Here is a 25,818-nt window from a genome sequence, read left to right as displayed (position 1 = left end):
GAGTCCTCCTCCCGACCTGACGTGATTATCCGACTATGCGGACCTGCCTGCGCCTTCGCAAGAAAATGCCACGCGGCGGCGCGGCATCGGTCGGGCCGTCAGTCTGCGTCGTCGCCGCAGAACAGCTCGTAGACCGTTTCAAGCATCTTGCGCGGCTTGTCGTCCGCCAGCCGGTAGTAGATCGCCTTTCCGTCGCGGCGCGGAACCACGAGCCCCTCAAGACGCAGCCGCGACAGTTGCTGGCTGACCGCTGCCTGCCGTGCGGACAGCAGTTCCTCCAGTTCCGTCACCGACTTCTCGCCGGAGACGAGGTGACACAGGATCATCAGCCGGCCCTCGTGGCTGATGGCCTTCAGAAAGGCAGACGCGGCGTTTGCCTTCTCGACGATGGCGTCGAGTTCGCTGTCACTCAGGTCGTCTCGTAATACAGGTAGTCCCATGCCTGTTCCTGACTCTTTCTGGTCAATTAGTAGGTTGCGTAAACTCGGTGTGCGACTCAAGCAGCTGCGCAAGCACGGGCCAGAAAAAATCCTGCCCGATGTAGCCTTCGAGCCGGGCAATCTCGGCCCCGTCCTCGACGAGGATGAAGGTCGGCGTGAAGTTCACGCGCCGTTCGTAGGTGACGCCCTCGGGCGGTCCTTCGCGCAGGTCGGCGCGCACCAGTGGCGCAAATTGTCCTTCTGCCGTATTGGGATAGGCCGGTGCGATCTCGTCGTCCCAGGCGGCGCAATAGGCGCAGCCCGGCTGCTCGACCATGACGAGCGTGTAGTCTTCGGCAAACGCCGCGCCGCCCGAAAGCGGCACGGCGACGCAGGCTGCCATGAAAAGGTGACGAAAGGACATGATCCACCGATTGACGAACTCTTTACGGACAACGTAATCTGAATATGTGAATTTTTCAAGGAAAGGTGTGGGTTGTGCTTGATATCAGCTTTGCCGGTGCAGCGCTTGCCGGGCTTTTGAGCTTTTTTACGCCCTGCATCCTTCCGATGGTGCCTTTCTACCTGTGCTACATGGCGGGAATCAGCATGGCTGAACTGCGCGATGACGCCGGTATTCCTCCGGGTGCCCAGAAGCGCCTCATCGTGTCCGCCGTGTTCTTCGCAGCGGGCGTCACGACGATCTTCGTACTGCTGGGGATGGGCGCGACGGCGGTCGGACAGGCTTTCGCCGACTGGAGGCAGCCGCTGTCCTATGTCGCCGCCGCGATCCTGTTCGTCTTCGGCCTGCATTTCCTTGGCGTGATCCGCATCGGCCTGCTGTACCGGGAGGCCCGGGTCGAAAGCACCGCGGAACCCACGACGCTGATGGGGGCCTACGTGATGGGGTTGGCCTTCGGCTTCGGCTGGACACCCTGCGTCGGGCCTGCGCTGGCCTCGATCCTGATGATCGCCTCCGGGATGGGCGACATCTGGCGCGGCGGGCTCTTGCTGCTGGTCTACGGCATCGGCATGACCGCGCCTTTCGTGATCGCTGCGCTGTTCTCGGGTCCGTTCCTGAAATGGACCGCCCGTCACCGCAGCAAGCTGCAATATGTCGAGAAGGTGATGGGTGTCATGCTGATCCTGTTTGCCATTCTCATCGCGACCGATACGGTGAACCTGATCGCTCAGTGGATGATCGAGACATTCCCGGGCTGGACGTCGCTGAGCTGAACCTTGTGTCGAATGCGCCTGTTGCGGGCCTCGACCCGCGGGCGCGCTGTCTGGGAGGACGTGAAATGAAAGCATGGATCGGTGCGGCGCTTGGCATCGCGCTGGCTCTGCCGGCGCTGGCGCAGGAGGTGGGCGACGACGGGCTGCACAAGCAGCCGTGGATGCGCGACACCTTCAAGGACCTGCGGGACGACCTGGCCGAGGCCAATGACGAGGGCAAGCGCCTCGTCATCTTCTTCGAGCAGCGCGGCTGCATCTATTGCCAGAAGATGCACGAGGAGGTGTTCTCGGACCCTGAGGTGTCGGAGTACATCGACGACAATTACTTCGTCGTTCAGATGAACCTGCATGGCGATACCGAAGTGACCGACCTCGACGGCGAGGCGCTCTCCGAGAAGCAGATGGCCCGGAAGTGGCGCGTGCTGTTCACGCCGAACATCGTCTTTTTGCCGGAAGAGGTCCCCGAGGGCCAGCCCGCCATCGACGCCGCCGTGGCCGTCATGCCGGGCGCCTTCGGCAAGGGCACGTCGATAGACATGTTCACCTGGGTGGCCGAGAAGCGCTACGAGATGGAGGCCGAGACGGGCGAGGACTTCCAGCGTTACCACGCGCGCCGGATCCAGGAACGCGCGAACGGCATGACCGACTGAAGTCGGGGTTTGCCGCCGCGCATCGACCGGGCGAATCGTTTGCGCCTTCGGGCAACATTCTTTCGTCATGAAGGTGCGTAGTACCGCACAAACCGGCCGTCGGATGGCCCCAGGGTTGAGCAATCCGGATCATTCGACGGGCGTGTCCGCATTGAATTTACCCGGCGTGGCCGCCCCGGAAATCGCCGCTCCACAGGTTGAATGGCCGAAAGTCCTTGCTTATCAGGGAATTGAACCGCCACCGCGCGGAATGCCCCCACTGTCAAGGACTTCATTAATTCATAAGTGTGAATTTGTTGTTGCGTGGTGTGGGGCCGGTGGCCTACGGTATACACCAGCCAATACGAGGTAGAGCCCTTGTACGGGCTCGAAAGCCTAGGGAGGGAACATGAGGCTTACAGCAATCACGGCAGCCGCGGTGCTGGTGGCGGGGACCGCTTTCGCGGACACCGTGGCCCCCGACAGCGTGACCTACGACGAATACGGTGCCGTGGAGGCATCCCTGACCGGAACGCCGGGTGACGCGGCGAAGGGCCGGGAACTGATGATCAACCGAGGCAAGGGCAACTGCGTCGCCTGCCACGCGGTGACGGCGCTTGAGGATGCGCCGTTCCATGGCGAAGTCGGCCCGCCGCTGAACGGCGTTGGCGGCTACCGCACCGAAGCGGAGCTGCGCGGCATCGTCGCCAACCCGAAGATGACGTTCGAAGGCACGGTCATGCCGGCCTTCTACAAGACCAGTGGCTTCACCCGTCCGGGTGACGGTTACACCGGTAAGGCCGCGCAGGGCGAGATCGAACCGATCCTCTCGGCGCAGGAAATCGAGGACGTGGTCGCCTTCCTGATGACGCTTCAGGACAGCTGACCTCGAGTATAGGAGAAATCACATGGACTTCACGCGACGTGAAACCCTGGCGCTGAGCGCCGGTGCCGCCGCGGCAGCCCTGCTGCCCGTCAGCGCCTTTGCTCAGGCCGCCGCCGATGCCGAGATGGTCGGCTCCGCGGAAGAATTCCTTGCCGGCGCAACCGCCGCCGAGGGCGAGCTGAACCTGACCGCCCCCGAGATCGCCGAGAACGGCAACACCGTTCCGGTCTCTATCGACGCGCCCGGTGCCGTCGAGGTGCGGATCTTCGCCATGGGCAACCCGACCCCGGGTGTCGCCGCCTTCCGTTTCGGCCCGCTGGCCGGGTCCCGCGTCGCGTCGACCCGTATCCGCCTGGCCGGCACGCAGGACGTGACCGCGATCGCCAAGATGGAAGACGGCTCCTTCCAGACGGCCTCTAAGACCGTGAAGGTCACCATCGGCGGCTGCGGCGGCTAACCCCTTTTTCAGGAGACAGACAAATGGCAGACGGTGTTAAACCCCGCGTCAAAGTCCCGAGCAGCGCGTCCGAGGGTGAAGTCATCACCATCAAGACGCTGATCTCGCACCCGATGGAATCGGGCCAGCGCAAGGACGGCGACGGCAACCCCATCCCGCGCTCGATCATCTGGCGCTTTACCTGTGACTTCGGAGACCAGAACGTGATCGACGTCGTTCTGGCGCCGGCGATCTCGACCAACCCCTACTTCGAATTCGATGCGACCGTTCCGGCGGCGGGCGAGTTCAAGTTCACCTGGTACGATGACGACGGCTCCGTCTACGAAGAGTCCAAGAAGATCGCCATCGGCTGATCCACGGCCCTGCCCTGTGACATGTCACGGGGCAGGGGTGTCAACAGGGAGGGAACGTGATGAAATTCAAGGCATTGACGGCCGTGGCCGCACTGCTGATCGCTCCGGCGGCCTTCGCGGGCGGCGCGGATGACGATACCCTCACCATCAACGGTGAGCTCGAGATGACGACCAAGGCGCCAGCCCCGGAGCATCTCGAAGAAGTCTTCGACGAGGTGATCTCGGGCTGGCACTTCCGTTCGGACGAGACCCAGCAACTCGAAACCGACGACTTCGACAACCCGGGCATGATCTTCGTCGATCAGGCCACCGACATGTGGAACACCGCCGAAGGGTCCGAGGGCAAGTCCTGCGCGGACTGCCACGGCGATCCGGCGGAAAGCATGGCGATGGTCGGGCCGACCTATCCGAAGTTCAACGAGGAAGCCGGCGAACTGCGCACCATCCAGATGCAGGTGAACGACTGCCGAGTGAACCGCATGGGCGCCGAGGCGTGGAAGTACGACTCGGGCGATGCCGTCTCCATGGAGGCGCTGATCACCTCCGTCGGTCGTGGCACGCCCGTGCAGGTCGCCATCGACGGTCCGGCCGCCGAGTACTGGGAGAAGGGCAAGGAGCTCTACTACACCCGGACCGGCATCCTGGACCTGTCCTGCGCGTCCTGCCACGAAGAGAACTACGGCAACTACATCCGCGCCGACCACCTGAGCCAGGGCCAGGTCAACGGTTTCCCGACGTACCGTCTGAAGAACGCCAAGCTGAACGGCATTCACAACCGGTTCAAGGGCTGCATCCGCGACACCCGCGCCGAAACCTACAGCGAAGGTTCGCCGGAATTCATCGCGCTGGAGCTTTACGTCAAATCGCGCGGCAACGGTCTTTCCGTCGAAGGGCCGGCCGTCCGCAACTGATGAACTTGACCCCGTGCGTCGGTCGGCGCGCGGGGTTTCCCTTGATCAACCCATTCACACATGCGCATGTGTGTCATGAGAGAAAGACCCTCCCCCATGATCTCAAGACGCGATTTCCTGCAAGTGTCCATGGCGGCTTCGGCTCTGGTCGGCGCCTCCGGCTTCGGCAACTGGTCCCGGCTGGCCGCGCAGCAGAGCCTCACCCAGGATCAGCTTCTGCAATTCGACACCTTCGGCAACGTCAGCCTGATCCACGTCACCGACATCCATGCGCAGTTGAAGCCCATCTACTTCCGTGAACCCTCCATTAACATCGGCGTCGGTCCGAACCGGGGGGAGGTGCCCCACGTCACCGGCGCCGATTTCCGCAAACTCTACGGCATCGAAGACGGCTCTCCCTCCCACTACGCGCTGTCGTCCGGTGACTTCTCTGCGCTTGCGCAGGCTTATGGCAAGGTCGGCGGTCTCGACCGCGTCGCCACGGTGGTGAACTCGATCCGCGCGGCGCGTCCGGATGCGCTGCTGCTGGACGGTGGCGACACCTGGCACGGTTCCTACACCTGCTACCAAACCGAGGGGCAGGACATGGTCAACGTCATGAACGGGCTGAAGCCCGACGCCATGACCTTCCATTGGGAATTCACGCTGGGCTCCGAGCGCGTTCAGGAACTGGTGAAAAGCCTGCCCTTCGCGGCGCTTGGCCAGAACATCTTCGACGCCGAATGGGACGAACCGCTGCCGGATCTCTTCCCGCCGTACAAGTTCTTCGAGCGGGGCGGCGTGAAGATTGCCGTCATCGGTCAGGCCTTCCCCTATATGCCCATCGCCAACCCGCGCTGGATGTTCCCGGAGTTCTCCTTCGGCATCCGCGACGAGAACATGCAGGCCATGGTGGACGAGGTCCGCGCGCAGGGCGCCGAGCTGGTGGTCTGCCTGTCGCACAACGGCTTCGACGTGGACAAGAAGATGGCCTCCATCGTCACCGGCATCGACGTGATCCTGTCCGGCCACACCCATGACGCGCTGCCGGAACCGGTGCTTGTGGGCGAGACGATCATCATAGCCTCCGGCTCCAACGGCAAGTTCGTCTCCCGCGTCGACCTCGACGTGCGCGACGGGCGGATGATGGGCTTCCGTCACAAGCTGATCCCGATCTTCTCGGACGTGATCGAACCCGATGCCGAGATGGCCGCCCTGATCGACGAGCAGCGCGCGCCCTTCAAGGCAGAACTGGAAGAGGTCATCGGCACCACCGACGAGCTTCTCTATCGCCGCGGCAACTTCAACGGTACCTGGGACGACCTGATCTGCAACGCGCTGATTTCCGAGCGCGAGGCCGACATCGCCATGTCGCCGGGCGTCCGCTGGGGGCCGTCGCTGATCCCGGGCGACAACATCACGCGCGAGGACATCTGGAACGTCACCTCGATGACCTACGGCGAGGCGTACCGCTCCGAGATGACGGGCGAGTTCATCAAGGTGATCCTCGAGGACGTGGCCGACAACATCTTCAACCCCGACCCGTATTACCAGCAGGGCGGCGACATGGTGCGGATCGGTGGCCTGGCCTACCGCATCGACATCGCCAAACCGCAGGGCGAGCGCATCTCCGAGATGATGCTGATGAAGACCGGCGAAGCCATCGATCCGGCCAAGACCTACATCGTCGCCGGCTGGGCCTCGGTCAACGAGGGCACGGAGGGGCCGCAGATCTGGGACGTGGTCGAAAGCCACATCCGCAAGCAAGGCACCATCAAGCTCGATCCCAACAACAGCGTCGAGGTCATCGGCGCCTGACATCCCCTTCGGCGGGCCTGCGTGCCCGCCGATTTTCCTCCCAATTCATTCACATAGATGAATGACATGATCCGTAAGGAGTATGCCATGAGCAAGGAAAAGACCGCGCCGTCGCGCCGGCAGTTCCTGACCAGCGCCGCGGCGCTGGGGGCAGGGGCCGTGGTCGCAACGGCTGCAAAGGCGGCGGACCCCGATCCGCTGATCACAGAGGTGCAGGACTGGGCGACCGGCCTTGGCGACGGTGTCGATGCCACGCCCTACGGTCTGCCGATCCGGTTCGAGAATGATGTCATCCGCCGCAACGTGGAATGGCTGACCGCCGACACGATCTCCTCGATCAACTTCACGCCGATCCATGCGCTCGACGGCACGATCACCCCTGCGGGCTGCGCCTTCGAACGGCACCACTCCGGCGCGATCGAGCTGGCGAAGGACGACTACCGCCTGATGATCAATGGCCTCGTCGACAAGCCCTTGGTCTTCACCTACGACGATCTCGAACGCTTCCCGCGCGAGAACCACGTCTACTTCTGCGAATGCGCCGCAAACACCGGCATGGAATGGGCAGGGGCGCAGCTCAACGGCGCGCAGTTCACCCACGGCATGATCCACAACATGGAATATTCCGGCGTCCCGCTGCGCACGCTGCTGGCCGAGGCCGGCCTCGACGCGGCAGGCGACTTCAAGGACAAGTGGGTCTACGTCGAAGGTGCCGACGCTTCCTCCAACGGCCGCTCCATCCCGATGGAAAAGGCGATGGACGACGTGCTGGTGGCCTTCAAGGCCAACGGTGAGGCGCTCCGCAAGGAACACGGCTACCCTGCGCGCCTCGTCGTTCCCGGCTGGGAAGGCAACATGTGGGTCAAATGGCTCCGCCGGATCGAGGTCATGGACGCCCCCGTCGAAAGCCGCGAGGAGACCTCCAAGTACACGGACACGCTGGCGGACGGCACCTCGCGCAAGTGGACCTGGGTCATGGACGCCAAGTCCGTCGTGACCTCGCCCAGCCCGCAGGCGCCGATCAAGCACGGCCATGGCCCGGTGGTCATCACAGGCATGGCATGGTCCGGCCATGGCAAGATCTCCCGCGTCGATGTTTCGAAGGACGGCGGCATGACGTGGGAAACCGCGCGTCTGGCCAACCCCGGCGACGACAAGGCGCTGGTGCGCTTCTACCTCGACACCACCTGGAACGGGGAGGAGTGGCTGCTCCAGTCCCGCGCCATCGATGAGACGGGCTACGTGCAGCCGACCAAGGCGCAACTGCGCGAGGTGCGCGGCCTGAACTCGATCTACCACAACAACTGTATCCAGACCTGGCACGTGAAAGCCAACGGGGAGGCGGAAAATGTCGAAGTCTCTTAAACTCTATGGCGGCACTGCTGTCGGTCTCGTGGTGATGCTGACGGCGGCCTACAACTTCGCCGACCGCAACGTCGCACCGCAGCCGAAGAACCCGCCGATGCTGGCGGCACTGCCCGCCCCGATCCCCGAGCCGGAAACCCCGGCGCAGCAGGCAGAGTCCGCCCCGGCAGACGGTCTGTTCGTTGCCAGCGCGCAGGCGGACGAGGCGAGCACCGGCACCCGTTTCGGTCTGGGCCGCGAAGCCCTGCCCGAAGAGGTCGCCGCGTGGAACGTCGACGTGCACCCCGACGGCTCCGACCTGCCGGACGGTTCGGGCAATGCCTCCGACGGCGAGCCTCTGTTCGAGGACAACTGCGCGGTTTGTCATGGCTCCTTCGCGGAAGGTGTCGGCAACTGGCCCAAGCTGGCGGGCGGCGACGGCACGCTGGCGGACGACGATCCGCTGAAGACCGTGGGCTCCTACTGGCCCTACCTGTCGACCGTTTGGGACTACGTCCACCGTTCCATGCCCTTCGGCAACGCGCAGTCGCTGTCGGATGACGAGGTCTATGCCATCGTGGCCTATATCCTCTACTCCAACGACATCATCGACGACGAGTTCGAGCTGTCGCGCGAGACATGGGGCGAGGTCGAGATGCCCAACGCCGACGGATTCATTGTCGATGACCGGGCAGAGACCGAGTACAGCCAGTGGCGGACCGAGCCCTGCATGGAAAACTGCAAGGACAGCCCGGTGGAGATCACCATGCGCGCCACGGTTCTCGACGTGACGCCCGACCAGGGCGGCGACGAAGCGCCGGAGGAAATGAACAACTCCAACGCCGCCGCAACCGCCCAGCCGGAGGCCGACACCGCGTCCGTTCCCGAAGAGACCGAGGCGCCCGCCGAAGAGGCTGTTGTCGAGGAAGCCGCAGCCGAGGGTGACGCGCCTGCAGAAGACGCGGCGCTCGATCCCGAACTGGTCGCCGCGGGCGAGCGGGTCTTCAAGAAGTGCCAGGCCTGCCACCAGGTCGGCGAGGGCGCCCAGAACAAGACCGGCCCTGTCCTGAACGGCGTGGTCGACCGCGACATCGCTTCTGTCGACGGCTTCAGCTACTCCGGGGCCATGGACGGCATGGACGGGGTCTGGGACAGCGAGGCGCTGCACGCCTTCCTCGCCAAGCCGCGCGATTACGTCAAAGGCACCAAGATGGCCTTTGCCGGTCTGCGCAAGGCCGAGGAAATCGACGCGGTGATCGAGTACCTCAAGGCGCATCCGTAAGCCGCCGGGACAAAGAAACAGGCCGTCGATGACAGCCTTCTGACGGCTGGCCCCAATGCGGGGCCAGCCGTTTCTTTCTCTGTGGCACAGTCTGACCGCAACGGCGTCAAACGACAAATGCCACGGCCGCGCAGCCAATAATCTCAATATTTCAAATACTTGCCTGCCCGGATCGCGGTGGCCCCACTGCCACGGCAAGCAGGACAACGCAGCCATCGCCTGTGTTCCAATCTCGCCAAGGCGCCACGACGGTCCTCCCACATGAGCCGTGGAAAAGAGGACCAGGACCTCTGCACGCCAGCCGTAAACTCCCCGCATGTCCGGGATCTCGGACCCGGCACCACGTTCCGAAACGCCCACATTCGGACGACACCGTTCACGTTTTCCTGGCCCCACCCTCCAATCCGTCAGCCTCCCCTTGACCTCGGCGCCACGTGGGCGCCATCTGCGGCCATGCCACACGATCACGCGCACCATGACCACGACCATGATCACGGTCACGGCCATCACCACCACATCACGCCGGAGCAACTGACCGGGGACCGTCGCATGGCGGCGGCGGTCGGGGTCAACGTGCTCCTGACCTTCGCGCAGATCGTCGGGGGGCTGGTCTCCGGTTCGCTGGCGATGATCGCCGATGCGCTTCACAACTTCTCTGACGCGGCGAGCCTCCTGATCGCCGTCTGGGCGCGCAGGATCGCCCGGCGTCCGGCCGACGACGACATGACCTTCGGCTACGGCCGGGCAGAGGTCGTCGCGGCGCTCATCAACCTGACGACGCTGATCGTGATCGGCCTCTACCTGCTTTACGAGGCCGTCCTGCGCTTCTTCAATCCCGAGCCGGTGACCGGCTGGCTGGTTGTCGTCATCGCGGGTGTGGCGCTGGTCGTGGACCTCGTGACCGCATGGCTGACCTTCAAGATGGCGCAGGACAGCGTCAACATCCGGGCCGCCTTCCTGCACAACCTCGCAGACGCGCTGGGGTCGGTGGCGGTGATCCTTGCAGGTACGCTGATCCTGCTCTTCGGCTGGACCTGGGTGGACCCGCTGGTCACGCTGGGCATCGCTGCCTACATCCTGTGGCTCGCGGCCAGCGAGATCGGCGGCGTGATCCGCATCCTGATGATGGGCACGCCGCCCCGCATGGCGCCCGAGGACGTCCTGAAAAGCGCCGAGGGGATCGTCGGCGTGACGGAGGTCCACGGCGCGCACCTCTGGCAGATCGACGAGAAGCAGACGGCCCTGATGGCCCATGTCGTCATCGAAAGGGGCGCATGGTCCCGGGCGGATGCCATCAAGGCACAGGTCAAGGAGGCGCTGCATCGTGACCACGGGCTTGTCCACGTGACGCTGGAGATGGAGTGCGCGGCGCATGTCTGTGTCGATCCGCGCCGCATCGGCATGTGAGGCACCGAGCGAGCGGTCAGACGACCTCGATCCCCCGCGTGGCCGCCAGAAGCGCGGAGATGTGCTTGCGGAACTTGAAGAAACCGGCGGTCGCATGGGGCCAGGCCCGCGCATCGTAGGGCCTGAGCGCGCGTTCGGCGGGCACCTCGGTCAGCGCCTCTGCCACCGGCCCGACGGGCGCATGGGGCGTCACTGCCCGCGCCGCGCCCAGATCAGCGACGGCGGCCTTCAAGGCCCCGGCATCCGCACAGGGCACGACGCGGCCAAGGCGGGACGACAGGCGCCCGACCGTCGACTCCAGCGCCGCGCGGCGGAAGTCCTGGACCCGGTCCGACATCTTCAGCGGTGTCGCGTCCGCCGGCGGGGCAAGGACGAAGGTCACGAGCGGCGTCAGACCGTCGTCCAGCAGCCAGTCCGGCGACAGGTCGTCGATGTGCAGGATCAGCGCGGAGTAGTCCCGCAGGTCGATCCGTGATCTCTCCGGTGCCGCAATGGGATCAGGGTGGAGCGGGCCGTCGAGCGATGCCGCATCTTCGTTCAATTCGCCGGGTGCGGGGCGGAATCGTCCGCCTGTGTATTCGGCGATGTTCTCCGCCGTGGCGACGTAGTGTTTGCCGCGCGTCTGCAGCCCGCCCACCCAGCGCCATGACAGGGTGTTGGAGGCCGGATCGCCGTCCAGCAGATGGCGGAGGAAGAAATCGGCGCCCAGCTCCCAGGGCAGGCCGAGCGTGAAGATCCAGATCGATGCGAACCACATGCGGGCGTGGTTGTGCAGATAGCCCGTCTCCGCCAGTTCCCGCGCCCAGGCGTCGAAGCAGTCGATCCCCGTTTCGCCCGCGCAGGCATCCTCCCACCGTCCGCGCAGGCCGGATTGCGTCTGCACGTCGTTCCACGCCTGTCCCAGACCGCCGCGATAGGCAGTCCAGACGGACGGACGCATTTCCAGCCAGCCTTTCCAGTAGGTGCGCCAGAACACTTCCGTCACGAACCTCGACGCCGCATCGGGCGTGTGCCGGTCCAGCACGGCGCGCAGCACGTCCTCCTCCGTGATCAGCCGGTGCCGCAGGTAGGGCGAAAGCTGCGACACGGCGTCTCGCCGTCCGGGGCCATGGTCGAAGTTGCGGCCCTCGGCATAGGTCCGGCCGGCCCGCGGCACGAATTCCGACAGCGCGGCAAGGGCCGCCTCACGCGAGGGATGGAAGGTATGATCGGTCACGGGCGGAAGGGTAGGGGGCGGCGACCGCGCTTCAAGCGTGATGCCATACATACCCGCCGCCACTTGCAGCCCCTCTACCCCGATACTAAGACTCAGGTAACACCTCGACGATACGACACTCAAATGACGCAGCAGCAGGCAGGCCCGAGATGAGAGACCCAGTTGAAACCTACATGAACCTCGTTCCCATGGTTGTCGAACAGACCAGCCGCGGCGAACGCGCATACGACATCTTCTCGCGCCTGCTGAAGGAACGCATCGTGTTCCTGAACGGCCCGGTGCATGACGGCATGTCGTCGCTGGTGGTGGCGCAGCTCCTCCACCTCGAGGCAGAGAACCCGTCGAAAGAGATTTCGATGTACATCAACTCGCCGGGCGGTGTCGTGACCTCCGGCCTGTCGATCTACGACACGATGCAGTACATCAAGCCGAAGGTCTCCACCCTCGTGGTCGGCCAGGCCGCATCCATGGGGTCGCTCCTGCTGACCGCCGGTGCCGCGGGCATGCGTTTCTCGCTGCCGAACTCGCGCATCATGGTGCACCAGCCCTCCGGTGGCTACCAGGGCCAGGCGACGGACATCATGATCCACGCCGAGGAAACGATCAAACTGAAGCGCCGCCTCAATGAAATCTACGTGAGGCACACCGGCCAGACCTACGAGGCGGTGGAGGCCGCGCTTGAGCGTGACAACTTCATGGACGCCGAAAAGGCCAAGGAATGGGGCCTCATAGACGAGATCGTCACGTCCCGCGTGCCTGAAGGTGAAGAATCAGACAGTTGATCTGCATGGTCCCGTTGCCGTTAGGCATGGGGCGAAATTTCGGATTGTCGCGCCGGGAGGGGTGGCCTAAGCTGTCCGGACATTGACGCAAGACGCTTGTCCGGGCCGCATACGGCGACCCTCCGCGGACGATGAAGACCGGGAAACCCGGGAAAGGTTCAGAGCATGGCGACGAATACAGGTGGTGACAGCAAGAACACGCTCTACTGCAGCTTCTGCGGGAAGAGCCAGCACGAGGTGCGCAAACTGATCGCAGGTCCCACCGTCTTCATCTGCGATGAATGTGTCGAACTGTGCATGGATATCATCCGGGAAGAGACGAAGGGCGCCGGCCTCAAGTCGGCCGACGGCGTGCCCACCCCCCGTGAAATCTGCGAAGTGCTGGACGACTACGTTATCGGCCAGATGAAGGCGAAGCGCGTCCTCTCGGTTGCGGTGCACAACCACTACAAGCGACTCAACCATTCGCAGAAGTCCTCCGACATCGAACTGGCGAAGTCGAACATCCTGCTGATCGGCCCCACGGGCTGCGGCAAGACGCTGCTGGCACAGACGCTGGCGCGCATCCTCGACGTACCCTTCACCATGGCCGACGCCACCACGCTGACCGAAGCCGGTTATGTGGGCGAGGACGTGGAGAACATCATCCTCAAGCTGCTTCAGTCCTCGGAATACAACGTCGAGCGGGCGCAGCGCGGCATCGTCTACATCGACGAGGTCGACAAGATCACCCGCAAGTCGGAGAATCCGTCCATAACCCGCGACGTGTCGGGCGAGGGCGTGCAGCAGGCGCTTCTGAAGCTGATGGAAGGCACAGTGGCCTCCGTTCCGCCGCAGGGCGGGCGCAAGCATCCGCAGCAGGAATTCCTGCAGGTGGACACCACCAACATCCTGTTCATCTGCGGCGGCGCCTTTGCCGGTCTGGATCGGATCATCAAGCAGCGCGGCAAGGGATCGGCCATGGGCTTCGGCGCCGACGTGCGTGACGACAGCGAGCAGGGCATCGGCGAAACCTTCAAGTCGCTGGAGCCCGAGGATCTGTTGAAGTTCGGCCTGATCCCGGAATTCGTCGGCCGTCTGCCCGTCGTGGCGACGCTGGAAGACCTGGACGAGGACGCGCTTGTCACCATCCTGACCCAGCCGAAGAACGCACTGGTCAAGCAGTACCAGCGCCTGTTCGAGATGGAAGACACCGACCTGACCTTCACCGACGATGCGCTGTCCGCCATCGCCAAGAAGGCGATCCAGCGCAAGACCGGCGCACGGGGTCTGCGCTCCATCCTCGAAGGCATCCTTCTCGACACCATGTTCGAACTGCCGGGCATGGAAGAGGTGACGGAGGTCGTCGTGAACGAGGAGGCCGTCAACTCTGACGCCAAGCCGCTGATGATCTATGCCGACCAGAAGAAGGAAGGCGCGTCTGCGGGCTGAGGTTTCGGCAGGCAGGACATGTTTCAAAGGGCGGGGGTTTCCCCGCCCTCTTGCGTGGGAACACCACTTTTCCTGGAGAACAAAGTGACCATCAGACGTATTCATTCGGGCGGCCCGTTCGAGGCCAAGATCGGGTATTGCCGGGCCGTGGTGGCCGGGGGCTTCGTGCATGTCGCCGGCACCGTGGGGCAGGGCGACACCGTCACCGAACAATGCCGCGCGGCGCTGGACGTGATCGGCAAGGCGCTGGCAGAGGCCGGATCGGGCTTCGACAAGGCGGTGCGCGTCAATTACTACCTGCCCGACGCGGCAGAGTTCGAACCCTGCTGGCCGATCCTCTCCGAGGTGTTCGGGGACAACCCGCCCGCGGCGACGATGGTCGAGTGCAACCTGATCGACCCGAAGTACCGGATCGAGATCGAGCTGACCGCGATCGCCTGAGCGGCCTCAGCTTGCGATCTTCATGGCCTCGTCGACCAGTTGGTAGTCGGGGCCAAGCAACGCCTGCATCTCTTCCTCAGGCGGCTGTAGCCAAGCGTCCCCCTGGCCGATGAACCCGCCGGCGATCAGGTCATTCTGGATCGCTGCAAAGTCCGGCTCTCCGATATGCAGGCGCTTGCGCGGCGTATCCGAGCGGCCCCATGTGCGGCGCAGATGGTCGATCCAGAGCGGCTTCACCCCGGTGAACCCCTCGATATGGGTCGAGATATGCTGCGTCGCCTTCGACTTGCGCCGCAGGATCATCGCGACCTGTGCATCCGGACGTCCCGCAAATGCATACAGGTGCAGCGACGACCCTTCCGCCGCGATGACCTGTTTCGCGGCGCGGTAGTGCGCGATCTGCAGTTCCAGGCTGTGTTCCTGCGGGTGGAAGACCGTGTAGCCTTCCGCCTCCAGCAAGGCCTCCAGCGCGGCCTCGCCCAGCAGGGCACCGCGCTGCGGACCCAGCCGTGCGCGGCTGATGTAAAGTTTCTCCGGCCCCTCTGCCTTCACCTCCCTGGCGAACCGCGCCGCCATTGCCGCACGGAACTCCGGCGTGCCCTTGCTGATCTCGCCCAGCCCGAACCCCTGTCCCGGCACCACCAGTTCGTCCGGCCTGAGCGCCACGCGCGCTTCCCGGATCTCGAGGCTTGTGCCCATCAGGTCGAGGAAGGCCCGATGGAAGCCGGGCGCCGGATCGTCGTTGCCGGGGTTCTTCGGCACGAACAGGATGCCGTCGAAGTCCGACTGGTCCATCCCCTCAAGCGCCCAGAGGCGGGTGACACTCTCGGTGATGAAATGCGGGAAGTAGCGCCACAGCACCCCGCCCCACAGCCATTTGCCCGGCAGGCGCTCCACCGCGCCCTCCGGCATGGCAGGCGGTACGGTCAGCAGCCGCTGGCCCCGCCACAGTCCGGCATGTTGAACGGGCAGTCCCTCGCGCGTCAGCACACCCGTTTCCTGCACATGGCTGCGCGCGGCGGGTGGCACGACCACCGGCCCTTCAAGCGTCACGCTTTCCCGCGACCACCCTTCGGTCGGTTGCGGCGGCGACAGGCGCACCTTGCGGATGCAGGTCCAGACAAAGCGCGTCGACTTCTCCTCGACCTTCGCGAAACCTGCCGCCCGCAGCGCGTCCTTGCACTGCTTGGTGCCCCTGGTGCCATAGAGGTCGGGGTGAAACTCGATCACCACGGCGCGGATGCCGTCAAGGTTGGCATGGCTGAGGAAATCCAGCTCTCCGCCCTCGATGTCCATGATCAGGACAGAGGGCCGGAACTCCTCCCGGACCTTGTCGAAGGCGACGGTCGGCACTTCCACCGGGCGTGTCCGGCGCCCCTCGCGGTCGATCAGCGACGAGCCGAGGAAGGAGTTGCGGACATGGAACGTCATGCTCTCCGGCCGGTCGGGGGCGGAAATCACCAGCTGGTTGCGGACCTCGATCCGGTCCTCCAGCCCGTTCAGCGCATAGAGCTTCTCGATATGCGGCACGAGGCTGGGATTGGCCTCGAACGACAGCACCGCCTCAGGCTTTGCATTCAGCGCGGTCACGGCCCCCACGACGCCAAGGCCAGCACCCATCTCCAGCACACGGTCGCCTTCGCGCACTACGGCCAGGGCACCGGCGATCTCTTCGCCCTCGTAGCGCGCCTCTGCCATCCGCTTGATGCGCGTCTCGGTCAGGAACGGAGACGATGGCACTTTGACGCCCTTGCAGACGGCCGCGTGGGTCATTTCGGTCATGGCTGCTCGCTTGAGGTGCAACGTATGCGATGATCTTTTCGCCAACTGTGCCACGGTGACCCCGCCACACCAGCGATTTTTGGCAAATGGGTGAAGACAGGGGCCATCTGCGTCACCCGGGCCACTGGACCTTGGCCCCGTGTTTCGCCATACAAGCGATTGAAACGTCGAAGGAGTCGTCCATGGGCATTCTCAAAACCCTTCTGCGCGCGGTCACCTGGTGGAACGGCGCAACCCTGAACACCCTGATGTACACGGCGCGCAAGGGCACGAAGGTCGGCGAGGACGAGCAAGGCAATGCCTTCTACACCGGCGCCGACGGCAAGCGCTGGGTGATCTTCAACGGCGAGGCGGAGGCTTCCCGCGTGTCGCCCGACTGGCACGGCTGGCTGCATTACACCTTCGACGACCTGCCCAGCGAAAAGCCGCTGCCGCACAAGCCGTGGGAAAAGTCCCATATCGAGAACCTGACCGGCACCGCGCTGGCCTATGCGCCCCAGGGCTCCATCCGCCAGGCCCATCCTGCGGAGCGTCAGGACTACGAGGCCTGGAGCCCGGAATGAGCCATTCCGCCGGCGAAGTCACGCTGGGCGCGGCGGTTCTGGCCGGCGCGCTGGCCTTCGGCGTCTACACGATCCAGAGCACGGGCTATTCGCTTGGCGGTACGGGCTATGACCTGACCGCCTCCTTCCGTTCGATCGAGGGCGTGACCGTCGGCACCGACGTCCGGCTGGCCGGGGTGAAGGTGGGAACCGTCACCGACATCGCCCTCAATCCGACGACCTACCGCGCCGACACGGTGGTGACGGTCGAAGACGGCATCCAGATCCCCGACGACAGTGCGATCATCATCGCGTCCGAAGGGCTGCTTGGCGGCAACTACGTGGAAATCTCGCCGGGTGGCTCGCCGTTCTTCTTTGCCGCCGGGGACGAGATCCTCGACACCCAGGGCTCCGTCAGCCTGCTGTCACTGCTGCTGAAGTACGTCGGCGGAGGGAACGAAGAATGACATTCCGGAAGGCCTTTCTGGCGACCGCACTGGCGGCGCTGTGCCTCGGCGGCGCGGTGCAGGCACAGGAAGAGGTCAATGCCGGCACAGGCGCCGTTCTGCGCGGCCTCGACAAGCTGAACGCCAAGGTGGCGGACTTCACCCTGCGCAACGGCGAAAGCCATGTCATGGGCCTCCTGGAGGTCGTGCTGCGCGAATGCCGCTACCCGGTCGGCGACCCGTCCGGCAATGCCTATGCCTTCCTCACCATCCGCGAGGCGGGCGTCGCCCAGCCGGTGTTCGAAGGGTGGATGGTGGCCTCGTCGCCTGCGCTCTTCCCGCTCGATCACCCGCGTTACGACGTCTGGGTCCTGCGCTGCACGACGGAGTGACGGGCAGGGGGCTGCCCTCCGCTTCAGGAAACGGACCGCTCCGCCCGGTTGGCCGCATTACGCGCCACAACCTCCGCCCCGCTTGAGGCCAGCGGCGCCCGCGTCAGGTCGGCGTCCTCCATCAGCGCCCGGGCCAGCAGGTGCCGGTACTCAGACCGGGTGATCTCTGTCGCGCCGAGCGTCGCGAGGTGGGGCGTCAGGAACTGCGTGTCGAACAGGGTGTAACCCGTCCGGCCCAGAAGGTCGGTCAGCCAGGCCAGCGCGATCTTGGAGGCGTCGGTGATCCGCGAGAACATGCTTTCGCCGCAGAAGGCACCGCCCACCGACACGCCATAGACGCCGCCCACCAGCGCCCCCCTCGACCAGACCTCCAGCGAATGGGCATGGCCCATGTCGAACAGCTCTTCGTAAAGCAGGCGGATTTCGGTGTTGATCCAGGTCTCCGACCGGTCGGCACAGCCGTCGATCACCCCGCCGAAGCAGGCGTTCAGCGTCACGGAATAATCTTCCCGTTTCAGGCGTTTGGCGAGGCTGCGCGAGATGTGGAACTGCCGGATCGGCAAGACGCCCCGACGGCGGGGATCGACCCAGAAGATCTCCGGATCGTCGTGGCGTTCGGCCATCGGGAAGATGCCGGAACGATAGGCGTGCAACAGGAGGTCCGGAGTGACGGTCATGATCCGCGGGCAAGCGACGAGGTGTGTCGACAACGGTAACGGATCGCCGGGGGCGCGGCAAACGGGTGTTGGCGGCAACGGGAACTGCGCGGGCAACAGTCGGCTTCAAGCAGAAAGGCCGCCCCGGGGGCGGCCTCTGGTATCACGCGATCACTTAAGACCGCCGGACTCCAGCCATTTCTCCAGCCAGTGGATGTTGTAGGCGCCCGTGTGAATGTCCTTTTCCCGCAGCAGCGCGTGGAACAGCGGCACCGTGGTGTCGACGCCGTCGACGATCAGCTCACCCAGCGCGCGGTTCAGCCGGGCCAGAGCCTCGGGCCGGTCGCGGCCATGCACGATCAGCTTGCCGATCAGGCTGTCGTAGTAGGGCGGGATGCGGTAGCCGTCATACAGCGCGGAATCCATCCGCACGCCAAGCCCGCCGGGCGCATGGAAGTGCGAGATCGTCCCGGGCGAGGGCCGGAATTCCGGCAGCTTCTCCGCGTTGATCCGGACCTCGATGGCGTGGCCGTTGATCGTCAGCTCGTCCTGGGTGAAGGACAGCTTCTCACCGGCTGCGACGCGGATCTGTTCGCGCACGAGGTCGACACCGAAGATCGCCTCCGTCACTGGATGCTCCACTTGGAGACGCGTGTTCATCTCGATGAAGTAGAACTCGCCGTCCTCGTAGAGGAACTCGATGGTGCCCGCGCCGCGATAGCCCATTTCCGAGATTGCGTCGGCGCAGATCTTGCCGATCCGTGCGCGCTCTTCGGGGGTGATGCAGGGGCCGGGCGCCTCTTCAAAGACCTTCTGGTGACGACGCTGCAGCGAACAGTCTCGTTCGCCGAGGTGGACACCGCCGCCCTGACCGTCGCCGAACACCTGGATCTCGATGTGGCGCGGCTTCTGCAGGTATTTCTCGATGTAGACCTCGTCGTTGCCGAAGGCGGCTTTCGCCTCGGCCCGCGCGGTCTGGTAGGCGCGTTCCATCTGCGTCTCGTCCGCCGCGACCTTCATGCCGCGACCGCCGCCGCCGGCGGTGGCCTTGATGATGACCGGATAGCCGAACTCCGCCCCGATCTTCTTGGCGTCGTCGACCGTGGGCACGCCGCCCGCGGACCCGGGCACGCAGGGAATCCCCAGCGCCTTCGCGGTGTCCTTGGCGGTGATCTTGTCGCCCATCATCGAGATGTGCTGCGCCGACGGCCCGATGAAGGTCAGGTCGTGGTCTTCGACGATCTGCACGAAGCGGGCGTTCTCGGAAAGGAAACCGTAGCCTGGGTGAATCGCCGTGGCGCCGGTCACTTCGCAGGCCGAGATGATCGCCGGGATCGACAGGTAGCTGTCGGGCGACGGTGCGGGACCGATGCAGATGGTTTCATCTGCCATACGGACGTGCATCGCGTCGGCATCCGCGGTGGAGTGCACGGCGACGGAGGGAATGCCCATCTCGCGGCAGGCCCGGATGACGCGGAGCGCAATCTCGCCGCGGTTGGCGATGAGTATCTTGTCGAACATGCTGTTCCTCTTGGGTTTATTCGAGGATGACCAGCGGGGCGCCGTATTCCACGGGTGCGCCGTCCTCGACGAGGATGCGCTTGACGGTGCCGGCGCGGGGGGCCGGGATGTGGTTCATGGTCTTCATCGCTTCGACGATCAGGAGCGTATCGCCTTCCTTGACCTGCGCGCCCACCGAGATGAACGACGGCGCGCCCGGTTCGGGCTGCATGTAGACCGTGCCGACCATGGGAGAGGTCACCGCGCCGGGATGCGCCGCCGGGTCTTCCGGCAGTTCCGCCGCGGCGGCAGGTGCTGCGGGCGCTGCGGCGGCTGCCGGGGCAGGGGCCGCGGCGGGCGCCGGGGCTGCGTAGGTCACCGCCGGTGCCGCGCGCGACACGCGGACGTTCAGGCTGTCGTCCTCGCCGTACTCCCGTTTGACTTCCAGCTCGGTCAGGTCGTTTTCCTGAAGGACCTCCGCCAGGGCCTTGATGAAGGCCACGTCTGTCTCGTGGGTGTTCTTGCTCATGCCGTCCTCGTGCCGTGCTCATGCCGCTGCCAATGCCGATGGCGCCCGCGCCTTTGGTCCGCGCAGGCTGTCAGCGCTTATAGGTGAGGTTTGCGGCGGTGAAAAGCGACGCCGGCGCAGATTGCGCGGCTCGGCGCTTAATGTTTGGATCAGGGGCAGGGAGGATCGGGCATGAACATAGCGGAATGGCTGACCCGGGCCGCCGCCGGGGACCCCGGGCGCGGCGCGCTTTTCGACGGCACGGACTGCGTTTCGGACTACGGCAGCTTCGAGTCGGCGGTGGCGGCGCTGGCTGGCGGGCTGGCGGCGCGCGGGTTGGTTCCGGGCGACCGCGTGGCGATCTTCATGAAGAACACCCCGCAGTACCTCGTGGCGCTCTTCGCCGTCTGGCGTGCGGGCGCCGTTGTGGTGCCGATCAACGCCAAGCTCCACGCGCGAGAGGCAGCCTGGATCATCGGGAATTCCGGCACCTGCCTTGCGCTGGCCACGTCCTCGCTGGCCGGTGCGCTGACCGATGTGACCGGGGTGCCCGTCGTGGCGGCCGGATCGCCGGAGTGGGACGCACTCTTTGCCACGCCTCTGCCGACAGTGGCCCGCGCGCCGGATGACCTTGCCTGGCTGTTCTACACCTCCGGCACCACGGGGCGCCCCAAGGGCGTGATGATCACGCACCGGATGCTGATGACCATGTCGCTGAGCTATCAGGCCGATCTCGAACGGGTGGAGGCCGGGGATGCGACGATCTACGCGGCGCCCCTCAGCCACGGTGCCGGGCTTTACAGCCTGATTCATGTCCGCGCCGGCGCGCGTCACGTCTTCCCGGCCTCGGGCGGCTTCGATGCGGGAGAAACCCTCGATCTGGCGGCGCATTTCGGACGGGCGCACATGTTTATGGCGCCGACGATGGTCCAGCGCCTGACCCGCCACGCGCGCGAAGCGCACCGCAGCGGCGAGGGGCTGAAGACGATCGTCTACGCCGGTGGGCCGATGTACCTGTCCGACATCCTCGAGGCCACCGAAACCTTCGGTCCGGTCTTCGCGCAGATCTACGGGCAGGGCGAATGCCCGATGGGGATCACCGCGCTGACCAAGGGCGAAGTGAGCGACCGGAGCCACCCGGACTGGCGGTCGCGGCTGGGTTCTGTCGGGCGGGCGCAATCCGTGGTGGAGGTGCGCATCGACGGCGCCTCCGAACCGGGCGAGATCGGTGAAATCCTCGTGCGCGGCGACGTGGTCATGCCGGGGTACTGGCGTAACCCGGAGGCCACGGCGAAGACGCTCAGGGATGGATGGCTGTGCACCGGCGACCTGGGCAGCATGGACGCGGACGGTTACGTCACGCTGAAGGACCGTTCGAAGGACCTGATCATTTCCGGAGGCACCAACATCTACCCGCGCGAGGTCGAGGAGGCCTTGCTGGAACATGAGGACGTGCTTGAGGTCGCCGTTCTGGGGCGACCGCATCCTGAATGGGGCGAAGACGTGGTGGCCTTCGTGGTCAGCCGTGGCGCGCTGGACGTGGCCGCGCTGGACGCACATTGCCTGGACCGCATCGCGCGGTTCAAGCGGCCCAAAGCCTACTTCGCGGTCGAGGAATTGCCGAAGAACAACTATGGCAAGGTGCTGAAGACATCTTTGCGCGACATGCTGGCCGCGTCGCCGTAACCCGCCTGAGCCTGGCTGGGCCGCGCCTCCTTGACCTCGATCTCCCGCGGTGCGGGTCTTGCGGGCGGCTCGGGCATCTGCGGCAGCATGAGCGCGGTCTCCTCGCCTTTCTCGGGTTCCCGGTTCGGGAACGGCAGGATCGCGTGCTCGGACGCATTGGCCTTCGCGGCTTCGGGCGCGGGACGGGGGGCGCCGGTGGCGGCGACGGCCACTTCCGGCTTGTCCTCCGTCGTCTCGTCCGGCTGCCCGGCCGCATGTTCCGTCGCCTGATCGTTCAGCATCTGGCTGATCTTGATCTGCATGATCGATGGCGGCGCGTTATGGTTGCGCGGATCGGGTTTGCCTTGCGCAGTGTTCCAGAACGATGAGGGCGGTTGCGGCGACCCGAGCTGGGTCTCCGGTTGGCGTGCGTCGAGGATTGGCTTGATCTTCTGAACATCCACCGTCTTGTCCTCGACGGCGGGCAGGCCGCGTGTCTGGCCCATCACCTGCGGCGCACTCGTGAAAGAGAGGCCTGAGAGTTGCATTTCCACTGCTCCGTCCAGTGCGCCCCCACCAGATCATGTTTAGCATATGTTCTGCAGTTTCGCAGCCATGCCGCTAGAATTGGAAGGAAATTCTGAGGTGCTGATTAACGGAGGCTAAGACCGGGTTGAGGGTGGAAACGAGTATCCGGACATAAATGCGTGTGTTCACCTATTGTAAACGATCCGCCAGGCGTTTCGAACGGTTGGCTGGCGGTGTCTTCCGAATGAGCTGTTATCCGAAAGGAAACGCGACCGCCGGGGCGGTCGCGCTTTAATTTTATCGCGGCCCTGCATGGTGCCGCGCGGGCTTCAGTCCTTGTTCATTCTGTTTTCGATGAGGTCGTCGACGACGGCTGGTTCTGCGAGTGTGGATGTGTCGCCGAGTGCGCCGTAGTCGTTTTCGGCGATCTTGCGCAGGATGCGGCGCATGATCTTGCCGGAGCGGGTCTTGGGCAGGCCGGGGGCCCACTGGATGAGGTCGGGCGAGGCGATCGGGCCGATCTCCTGGCGGACCCAGGTGCGCAGCTCCTTGCGGAGTTCGTCCGAGGGTTCGACGCCGTTCATCAGGGTCACGTAGCAGTAGATGCCCTGGCCCTTGATCTCGTGCGGGTAGCCGACGACCGCGGCCTCCGCGACCTTCTCATGCGCCACGAGGGCCGATTCGACCTCTGCCGTGCCCATGCGGTGGCCCGAGACGTTGATCACGTCGTCGACCCGGCCGGTGATCCAGTAGTCGCCGTCGGCGTCCCGGCGGCAGCCGTCGCCGGAGAAGTAATAGCCCTTGTAGTCCGAGAAGTAGGTCTTCTCGAACCGCTCGTGATCGCCCCAGACGGTGCGCATCTGGCCGGGCCAGCTGTCCTTGATGGCCAGCACGCCCTCCGTCGGGACGGCGTCGATCTCTGCCCCGGACTGCGGGTCCAGCACCACGGGCTGCACGCCGAAGAACGGGCGCATCGCCGCGCCGGGTTTCGTGGCATGCGCGCCCGGCAGCGGGGTCATCATGTGCCCGCCGGTTTCGGTCTGCCACCAAGTGTCGACGATCGGACAGCGCCCCTGGCCGATGACGTCGTTGTACCAGTTCCAGGCCTCCGGGTTGATCGGTTCGCCCACCGTGCCCAGAAGCCGCAGCGAGGATAGATCGCATTTCGTTGCGAATTCGTTACCCTGGCCCATCAGCGCGCGGATCGCGGTCGGCGCGGTGTAGAACTGGTTTACCTTGTGTTTTTCACAAACCTGCCAGAAGCGGCTGGCGTCGGGGTACGTGGGCACGCCCTCGAACATCAGCGTGGTCGCGCCGTTCGCCAAAGGCCCGTAAACGATGTAGGAATGCCCGGTGACCCAGCCCACGTCGGCGGTGCACCAGTAGACGTCGCCGTCGTGGTAATCGAAGGTGACCTCGTGGGTGAGGGCGGCGTAAACCAGATATCCACCTGTCGAGTGTACGACACCTTTCGGCTGACCCGTCGAACCGGAGGTGTACAGGATGAACAGCGGGTCTTCGGCATTCATTTCAACGGGTTGGGAGTAGTCGGAGACTTCCAGCGCCATCTCGTTGTAGTCGAAGTCGCGGCCCTCGACCCAGGTGGTCTGGCCGCCGGTGCGCTTGACCACGAGGCACTTGACGCTGTCCTTGCAGTGCAAAAGCGCCTTGTCGGCATTGGTCTTCAGCGGGGTCTTGCGGCCGCCGCGCGGCGCCTCGTCGGCGGTGATCACCACCTTTGCGTCGCAGCCGTTGATGCGGGCGGCCAGCGCGTCCGGAGAGAAGCCGGCGAAGACGATGGAGTGGATCGCGCCGATGCGGGCGCAGGCGAGCATGGCGTAGGCGGCCTCGGGGATCATCGGCAGGTAGATGACCACGCGGTCGCCCTTGCGGACACCCAGCGATTCCAGCACGTTGGCCATCCGGCAGACGCGGCGGTGCAGGTCGTTGTAGGAGATCGACTGCGCCTGTTCGTTCGGGTCGTCGGGCTCGAAGATGATGGCGGTCTGGTTGCCGCGGGTCTCGAGATGGCGGTCGACGCAGTTGGCCGCAACGTTCAGCGTGCCGTCCCGGAACCACTCGATCGAGACCTGGCCCAGGGTGAAGTCGACGTTGCGGATCTCGGTCGGCCGCTTCATCCACTCCAGGCGCTCTGCCTGCTCCGCCCAGAACGCATCCGGATCGGAAACGGAGGCCGCATACATCGCCTCGTACTTCGAAGCATCCACATGCGCGCGCGACACCACCTCGGACGACGGCGGGTAGGTTTTGGACATTGTCTCTCCTCCTAAATCGGTCAGGGGCAGGGAAAACCTCCCCGCCCCTGAAATCAAGTGGTTCGTTGGTCGTGTGGCCGGGACGGACCGCGCCGCGGCGGGCGCGACCGGATCAGATCGCCAGGTATTCGGCGCGCAGGGATTCGTTCTCGAGCACCTCGGCGGCGGAGCCGTCGTAGACGATGCTGCCGGTGTCGAGGATCACGGCGCGGTCGGCCAGTTGCAGGGCGCGCACGGCGTTCTGTTCGACGATGATCGTGGTCATGCCCTGTTCCTTGATGTGGCGCAGGGTCTTCTCGATCTCGTCGACGATGACCGGGGCGAGACCCTCGTAGGGCTCGTCCAGCAGCAGGACCTTGATGTCGCGCGCCAGTGCCCGGGCGATGGACAGCATCTGCTGCTCGCCGCCGGACAGGGTGACGCCCTCCTGCTTGCGACGTTCGCCGAGGCGCGGGAACAGCTCGTAGAGGCGGTCGAGCGACCATCCGATCGGCGGCGCGATCTGGGCCAGCTGCAGGTTCTCCTCCACCGTCAGGCCGGGGATGATGCGCCGGTCTTCGGGCACGAGACCCAGTCCCGCCACCGCCGCCTGGTGCGAGCGCATGGTGTGCAGCGGCTGGTGGTCGAGCCAGATCTCGCCCTTCATCACCTGCGGATTGTCGAGCCGCGCGATGGAGCGCAGCGTCGTCGTCTTGCCGGCGCCGTTGCGGCCCAGCAGGGCGAGGATCTCGCCCTCGTGCACGTTGAAGGAAATGCCCTGCACGATGTAGCTCTCGCCGTAGTAGGAGTGCATGTCCCACACGGAGAGGAACGCGGGCGCCGTTTCGGCGTGGTTGGCGTGTTTCGAAAAATCGGGACGGACGTTCATCTGTGGGTCCTTTCGGAAAGGGAGGCGGCGCATAGCCCCGCCCTACGATATGGCGCGACATGGG

Annotated in this window: 27 protein-coding genes; 17 read left to right on the top strand and 10 right to left on the bottom strand. The window is 65.0% G+C overall.

All coding sequences use genetic code 11. From position 1 onward, the window contains the following. Window positions 1-98 precede the first annotated feature (98 nt). Together CDO87_RS03865 and CDO87_RS03860 are read right to left on the bottom strand one after the other, a co-directional pair. Window positions 99-440, bottom strand: a complete 342-nt coding sequence (locus tag CDO87_RS03865; protein WP_100927546.1) for a helix-turn-helix transcriptional regulator — start codon at window positions 438-440, stop codon at window positions 99-101. 22 nt (window positions 441-462) lie between these two features. Beyond that, complete coding sequence (locus CDO87_RS03860) at window positions 463-843, bottom strand: thioredoxin fold domain-containing protein (RefSeq protein ID WP_100927545.1); 381 nt, start codon at window positions 841-843, stop codon at window positions 463-465. A gap of 74 nt (window positions 844-917) precedes the next feature. Between CDO87_RS03860 and CDO87_RS03855 the strand changes: the two genes are divergently transcribed. The 10 genes from CDO87_RS03855 to CDO87_RS03810 all read left to right on the top strand — a co-directional run bounded on the left by CDO87_RS03855 (window position 918) and on the right by CDO87_RS03810 (window position 10,721). After that, window positions 918-1,655: a cytochrome c biogenesis CcdA family protein gene (locus tag CDO87_RS03855; RefSeq protein WP_100927544.1), complete on the top strand. Its 738-nt coding sequence runs from the start codon at window positions 918-920 to the stop codon at window positions 1,653-1,655. A 65-nt stretch (window positions 1,656-1,720) separates the two neighbouring features. Further along, the gene (locus tag CDO87_RS03850) at window positions 1,721-2,305 is read left to right on the top strand and encodes a thioredoxin family protein (protein ID WP_100927543.1); all 585 of its coding nucleotides are present in this window, start codon (window positions 1,721-1,723) and stop codon (window positions 2,303-2,305) included. Between the two features lie 388 nt (window positions 2,306-2,693). Then, entirely contained in the window at window positions 2,694-3,170 is a 477-nt protein-coding gene (soxX, locus tag CDO87_RS03845; protein WP_100927542.1) for a sulfur oxidation c-type cytochrome SoxX, read from the top strand. A gap of 22 nt (window positions 3,171-3,192) precedes the next feature. Next, window positions 3,193-3,627 (top strand): thiosulfate oxidation carrier protein SoxY, encoded by a 435-nt coding sequence (gene soxY / locus CDO87_RS03840; protein ID WP_100927541.1) that lies wholly within the window; start codon window positions 3,193-3,195, stop codon window positions 3,625-3,627. A 23-nt stretch (window positions 3,628-3,650) separates the two neighbouring features. Further along, window positions 3,651-3,980, top strand: a complete 330-nt coding sequence (gene soxZ / locus CDO87_RS03835; protein ID WP_100927540.1) for a thiosulfate oxidation carrier complex protein SoxZ — start codon at window positions 3,651-3,653, stop codon at window positions 3,978-3,980. Window positions 3,981-4,039: 59 nt separating this feature from the next. Beyond that, window positions 4,040-4,891 (top strand): sulfur oxidation c-type cytochrome SoxA, encoded by an 852-nt coding sequence (gene soxA, locus CDO87_RS03830; protein WP_100927539.1) that lies wholly within the window; start codon window positions 4,040-4,042, stop codon window positions 4,889-4,891. 96 nt (window positions 4,892-4,987) lie between these two features. Further along, complete coding sequence (soxB, locus tag CDO87_RS03825) at window positions 4,988-6,688, top strand: thiosulfohydrolase SoxB (protein WP_100927538.1); 1,701 nt, start codon at window positions 4,988-4,990, stop codon at window positions 6,686-6,688. A gap of 87 nt (window positions 6,689-6,775) precedes the next feature. Beyond that, a complete protein-coding gene (soxC, locus tag CDO87_RS03820) occupies window positions 6,776-8,053 on the top strand; it encodes a sulfite dehydrogenase (protein WP_100927537.1) in 1,278 nt (425 codons plus the stop codon). After that, window positions 8,037-9,314, top strand: coding sequence for a c-type cytochrome (locus CDO87_RS03815; protein WP_198521811.1), 1,278 nt, complete (start codon window positions 8,037-8,039; stop codon window positions 9,312-9,314). Before soxC ends, CDO87_RS03815 begins: the two co-directional genes overlap by 17 nt. Before the next feature lie 453 nt (window positions 9,315-9,767). Then, a complete protein-coding gene (locus CDO87_RS03810) occupies window positions 9,768-10,721 on the top strand; it encodes a cation diffusion facilitator family transporter (protein ID WP_198521810.1) in 954 nt (317 codons plus the stop codon). Between the two features lie 16 nt (window positions 10,722-10,737). Here CDO87_RS03810 and CDO87_RS03805 read toward each other — a convergent pair whose 3' ends face one another. After that, on the bottom strand, window positions 10,738-11,988 hold the full coding sequence (locus CDO87_RS03805; RefSeq protein ID WP_100927535.1) for an FAD-binding domain-containing protein: 1,251 nt from the start codon (window positions 11,986-11,988) through the stop codon (window positions 10,738-10,740). A 98-nt stretch (window positions 11,989-12,086) separates the two neighbouring features. Here CDO87_RS03805 and CDO87_RS03800 point away from each other — a divergent pair, with 98 nt between their 5' ends. The 3 genes from CDO87_RS03800 (at window position 12,087) to CDO87_RS03790 (ending at window position 14,591) form a co-directional block, all read left to right on the top strand. Then, complete coding sequence (locus CDO87_RS03800) at window positions 12,087-12,719, top strand: ATP-dependent Clp protease proteolytic subunit (RefSeq protein ID WP_100927534.1); 633 nt, start codon at window positions 12,087-12,089, stop codon at window positions 12,717-12,719. Between the two features lie 165 nt (window positions 12,720-12,884). Beyond that, entirely contained in the window at window positions 12,885-14,150 is a 1,266-nt protein-coding gene (gene clpX / locus CDO87_RS03795; RefSeq protein WP_100927533.1) for an ATP-dependent Clp protease ATP-binding subunit ClpX, read from the top strand. An 84-nt stretch (window positions 14,151-14,234) separates the two neighbouring features. Then, window positions 14,235-14,591 carry a RidA family protein gene (locus CDO87_RS03790; protein WP_100930824.1) on the top strand — a complete coding sequence of 119 codons (357 nt, stop codon included), beginning with the start codon at window positions 14,235-14,237 and terminating at the stop codon, window positions 14,589-14,591. 6 nt (window positions 14,592-14,597) lie between these two features. Here CDO87_RS03790 and CDO87_RS03785 read toward each other — a convergent pair whose 3' ends face one another. After that, on the bottom strand, window positions 14,598-16,373 hold the full coding sequence (locus CDO87_RS03785) for an FkbM family methyltransferase (RefSeq protein ID WP_100927532.1): 1,776 nt from the start codon (window positions 16,371-16,373) through the stop codon (window positions 14,598-14,600). 182 nt (window positions 16,374-16,555) lie between these two features. Here CDO87_RS03785 and CDO87_RS03780 point away from each other — a divergent pair, with 182 nt between their 5' ends. From CDO87_RS03780 to CDO87_RS03770, 3 genes are read left to right on the top strand one after another with little or no spacing between them, the layout of a single operon-like run. After that, window positions 16,556-16,936, top strand: coding sequence for an NADH:ubiquinone oxidoreductase subunit NDUFA12 (locus CDO87_RS03780; RefSeq protein ID WP_100927531.1), 381 nt, complete (start codon window positions 16,556-16,558; stop codon window positions 16,934-16,936). Next, the gene (gene mlaD / locus CDO87_RS03775) at window positions 16,933-17,382 is read left to right on the top strand and encodes an outer membrane lipid asymmetry maintenance protein MlaD (protein ID WP_100927530.1); all 450 of its coding nucleotides are present in this window, start codon (window positions 16,933-16,935) and stop codon (window positions 17,380-17,382) included. Before CDO87_RS03780 ends, mlaD begins: the two co-directional genes overlap by 4 nt. Next, entirely contained in the window at window positions 17,379-17,753 is a 375-nt protein-coding gene (locus CDO87_RS03770) for a DUF2155 domain-containing protein (RefSeq protein WP_100927529.1), read from the top strand. The genes mlaD and CDO87_RS03770 overlap by 4 nt, the downstream gene beginning before the upstream one ends. A 23-nt stretch (window positions 17,754-17,776) precedes the next feature. Here the strand turns inward: CDO87_RS03770 and aat are convergent, their stop codons facing one another. The 3 genes from aat to accB form a co-directional block, all read right to left on the bottom strand. After that, the gene (aat, locus tag CDO87_RS03765; protein WP_100927528.1) at window positions 17,777-18,430 is read right to left on the bottom strand and encodes a leucyl/phenylalanyl-tRNA--protein transferase; all 654 of its coding nucleotides are present in this window, start codon (window positions 18,428-18,430) and stop codon (window positions 17,777-17,779) included. A gap of 150 nt (window positions 18,431-18,580) precedes the next feature. Then, entirely contained in the window at window positions 18,581-19,930 is a 1,350-nt protein-coding gene (accC, locus tag CDO87_RS03760) for an acetyl-CoA carboxylase biotin carboxylase subunit (protein WP_100927527.1), read from the bottom strand. Between the two features lie 16 nt (window positions 19,931-19,946). After that, on the bottom strand, window positions 19,947-20,438 hold the full coding sequence (gene accB, locus CDO87_RS03755; protein WP_100927526.1) for an acetyl-CoA carboxylase biotin carboxyl carrier protein: 492 nt from the start codon (window positions 20,436-20,438) through the stop codon (window positions 19,947-19,949). Between the two features lie 171 nt (window positions 20,439-20,609). On the opposite strand from accB, the gene CDO87_RS03750 reads away from it, so the two are divergent. Further along, complete coding sequence (locus CDO87_RS03750; protein WP_100927525.1) at window positions 20,610-22,103, top strand: AMP-binding protein; 1,494 nt, start codon at window positions 20,610-20,612, stop codon at window positions 22,101-22,103. Here the strand turns inward: CDO87_RS03750 and CDO87_RS03745 are convergent. The 3 genes from CDO87_RS03745 to CDO87_RS03735 all read right to left on the bottom strand — a co-directional run bounded on the left by CDO87_RS03745 (window position 22,049) and on the right by CDO87_RS03735 (window position 25,754). Then, the gene (locus CDO87_RS03745) at window positions 22,049-22,630 is read right to left on the bottom strand and encodes a hypothetical protein (protein WP_100927524.1); all 582 of its coding nucleotides are present in this window, start codon (window positions 22,628-22,630) and stop codon (window positions 22,049-22,051) included. The genes CDO87_RS03750 and CDO87_RS03745 overlap by 55 nt on opposite strands. Before the next feature lie 309 nt (window positions 22,631-22,939). Then, window positions 22,940-24,886 (bottom strand): acetate--CoA ligase, encoded by a 1,947-nt coding sequence (gene acs / locus CDO87_RS03740; protein WP_100927523.1) that lies wholly within the window; start codon window positions 24,884-24,886, stop codon window positions 22,940-22,942. A gap of 112 nt (window positions 24,887-24,998) precedes the next feature. Then, window positions 24,999-25,754, bottom strand: a complete 756-nt coding sequence (locus tag CDO87_RS03735; RefSeq protein ID WP_100927522.1) for an ABC transporter ATP-binding protein — start codon at window positions 25,752-25,754, stop codon at window positions 24,999-25,001. Window positions 25,755-25,818 lie beyond the last annotated feature (64 nt).

The sequence above is a fragment of the Sagittula sp. P11 genome, from assembly GCF_002814095.1.
Classification (GTDB): Bacteria; Pseudomonadota; Alphaproteobacteria; order Rhodobacterales; family Rhodobacteraceae; genus Sagittula.
The sequence above is the reverse complement of the archived record's forward strand: the minus strand, read 5'-3'. Positions and strand labels throughout refer to the sequence as shown.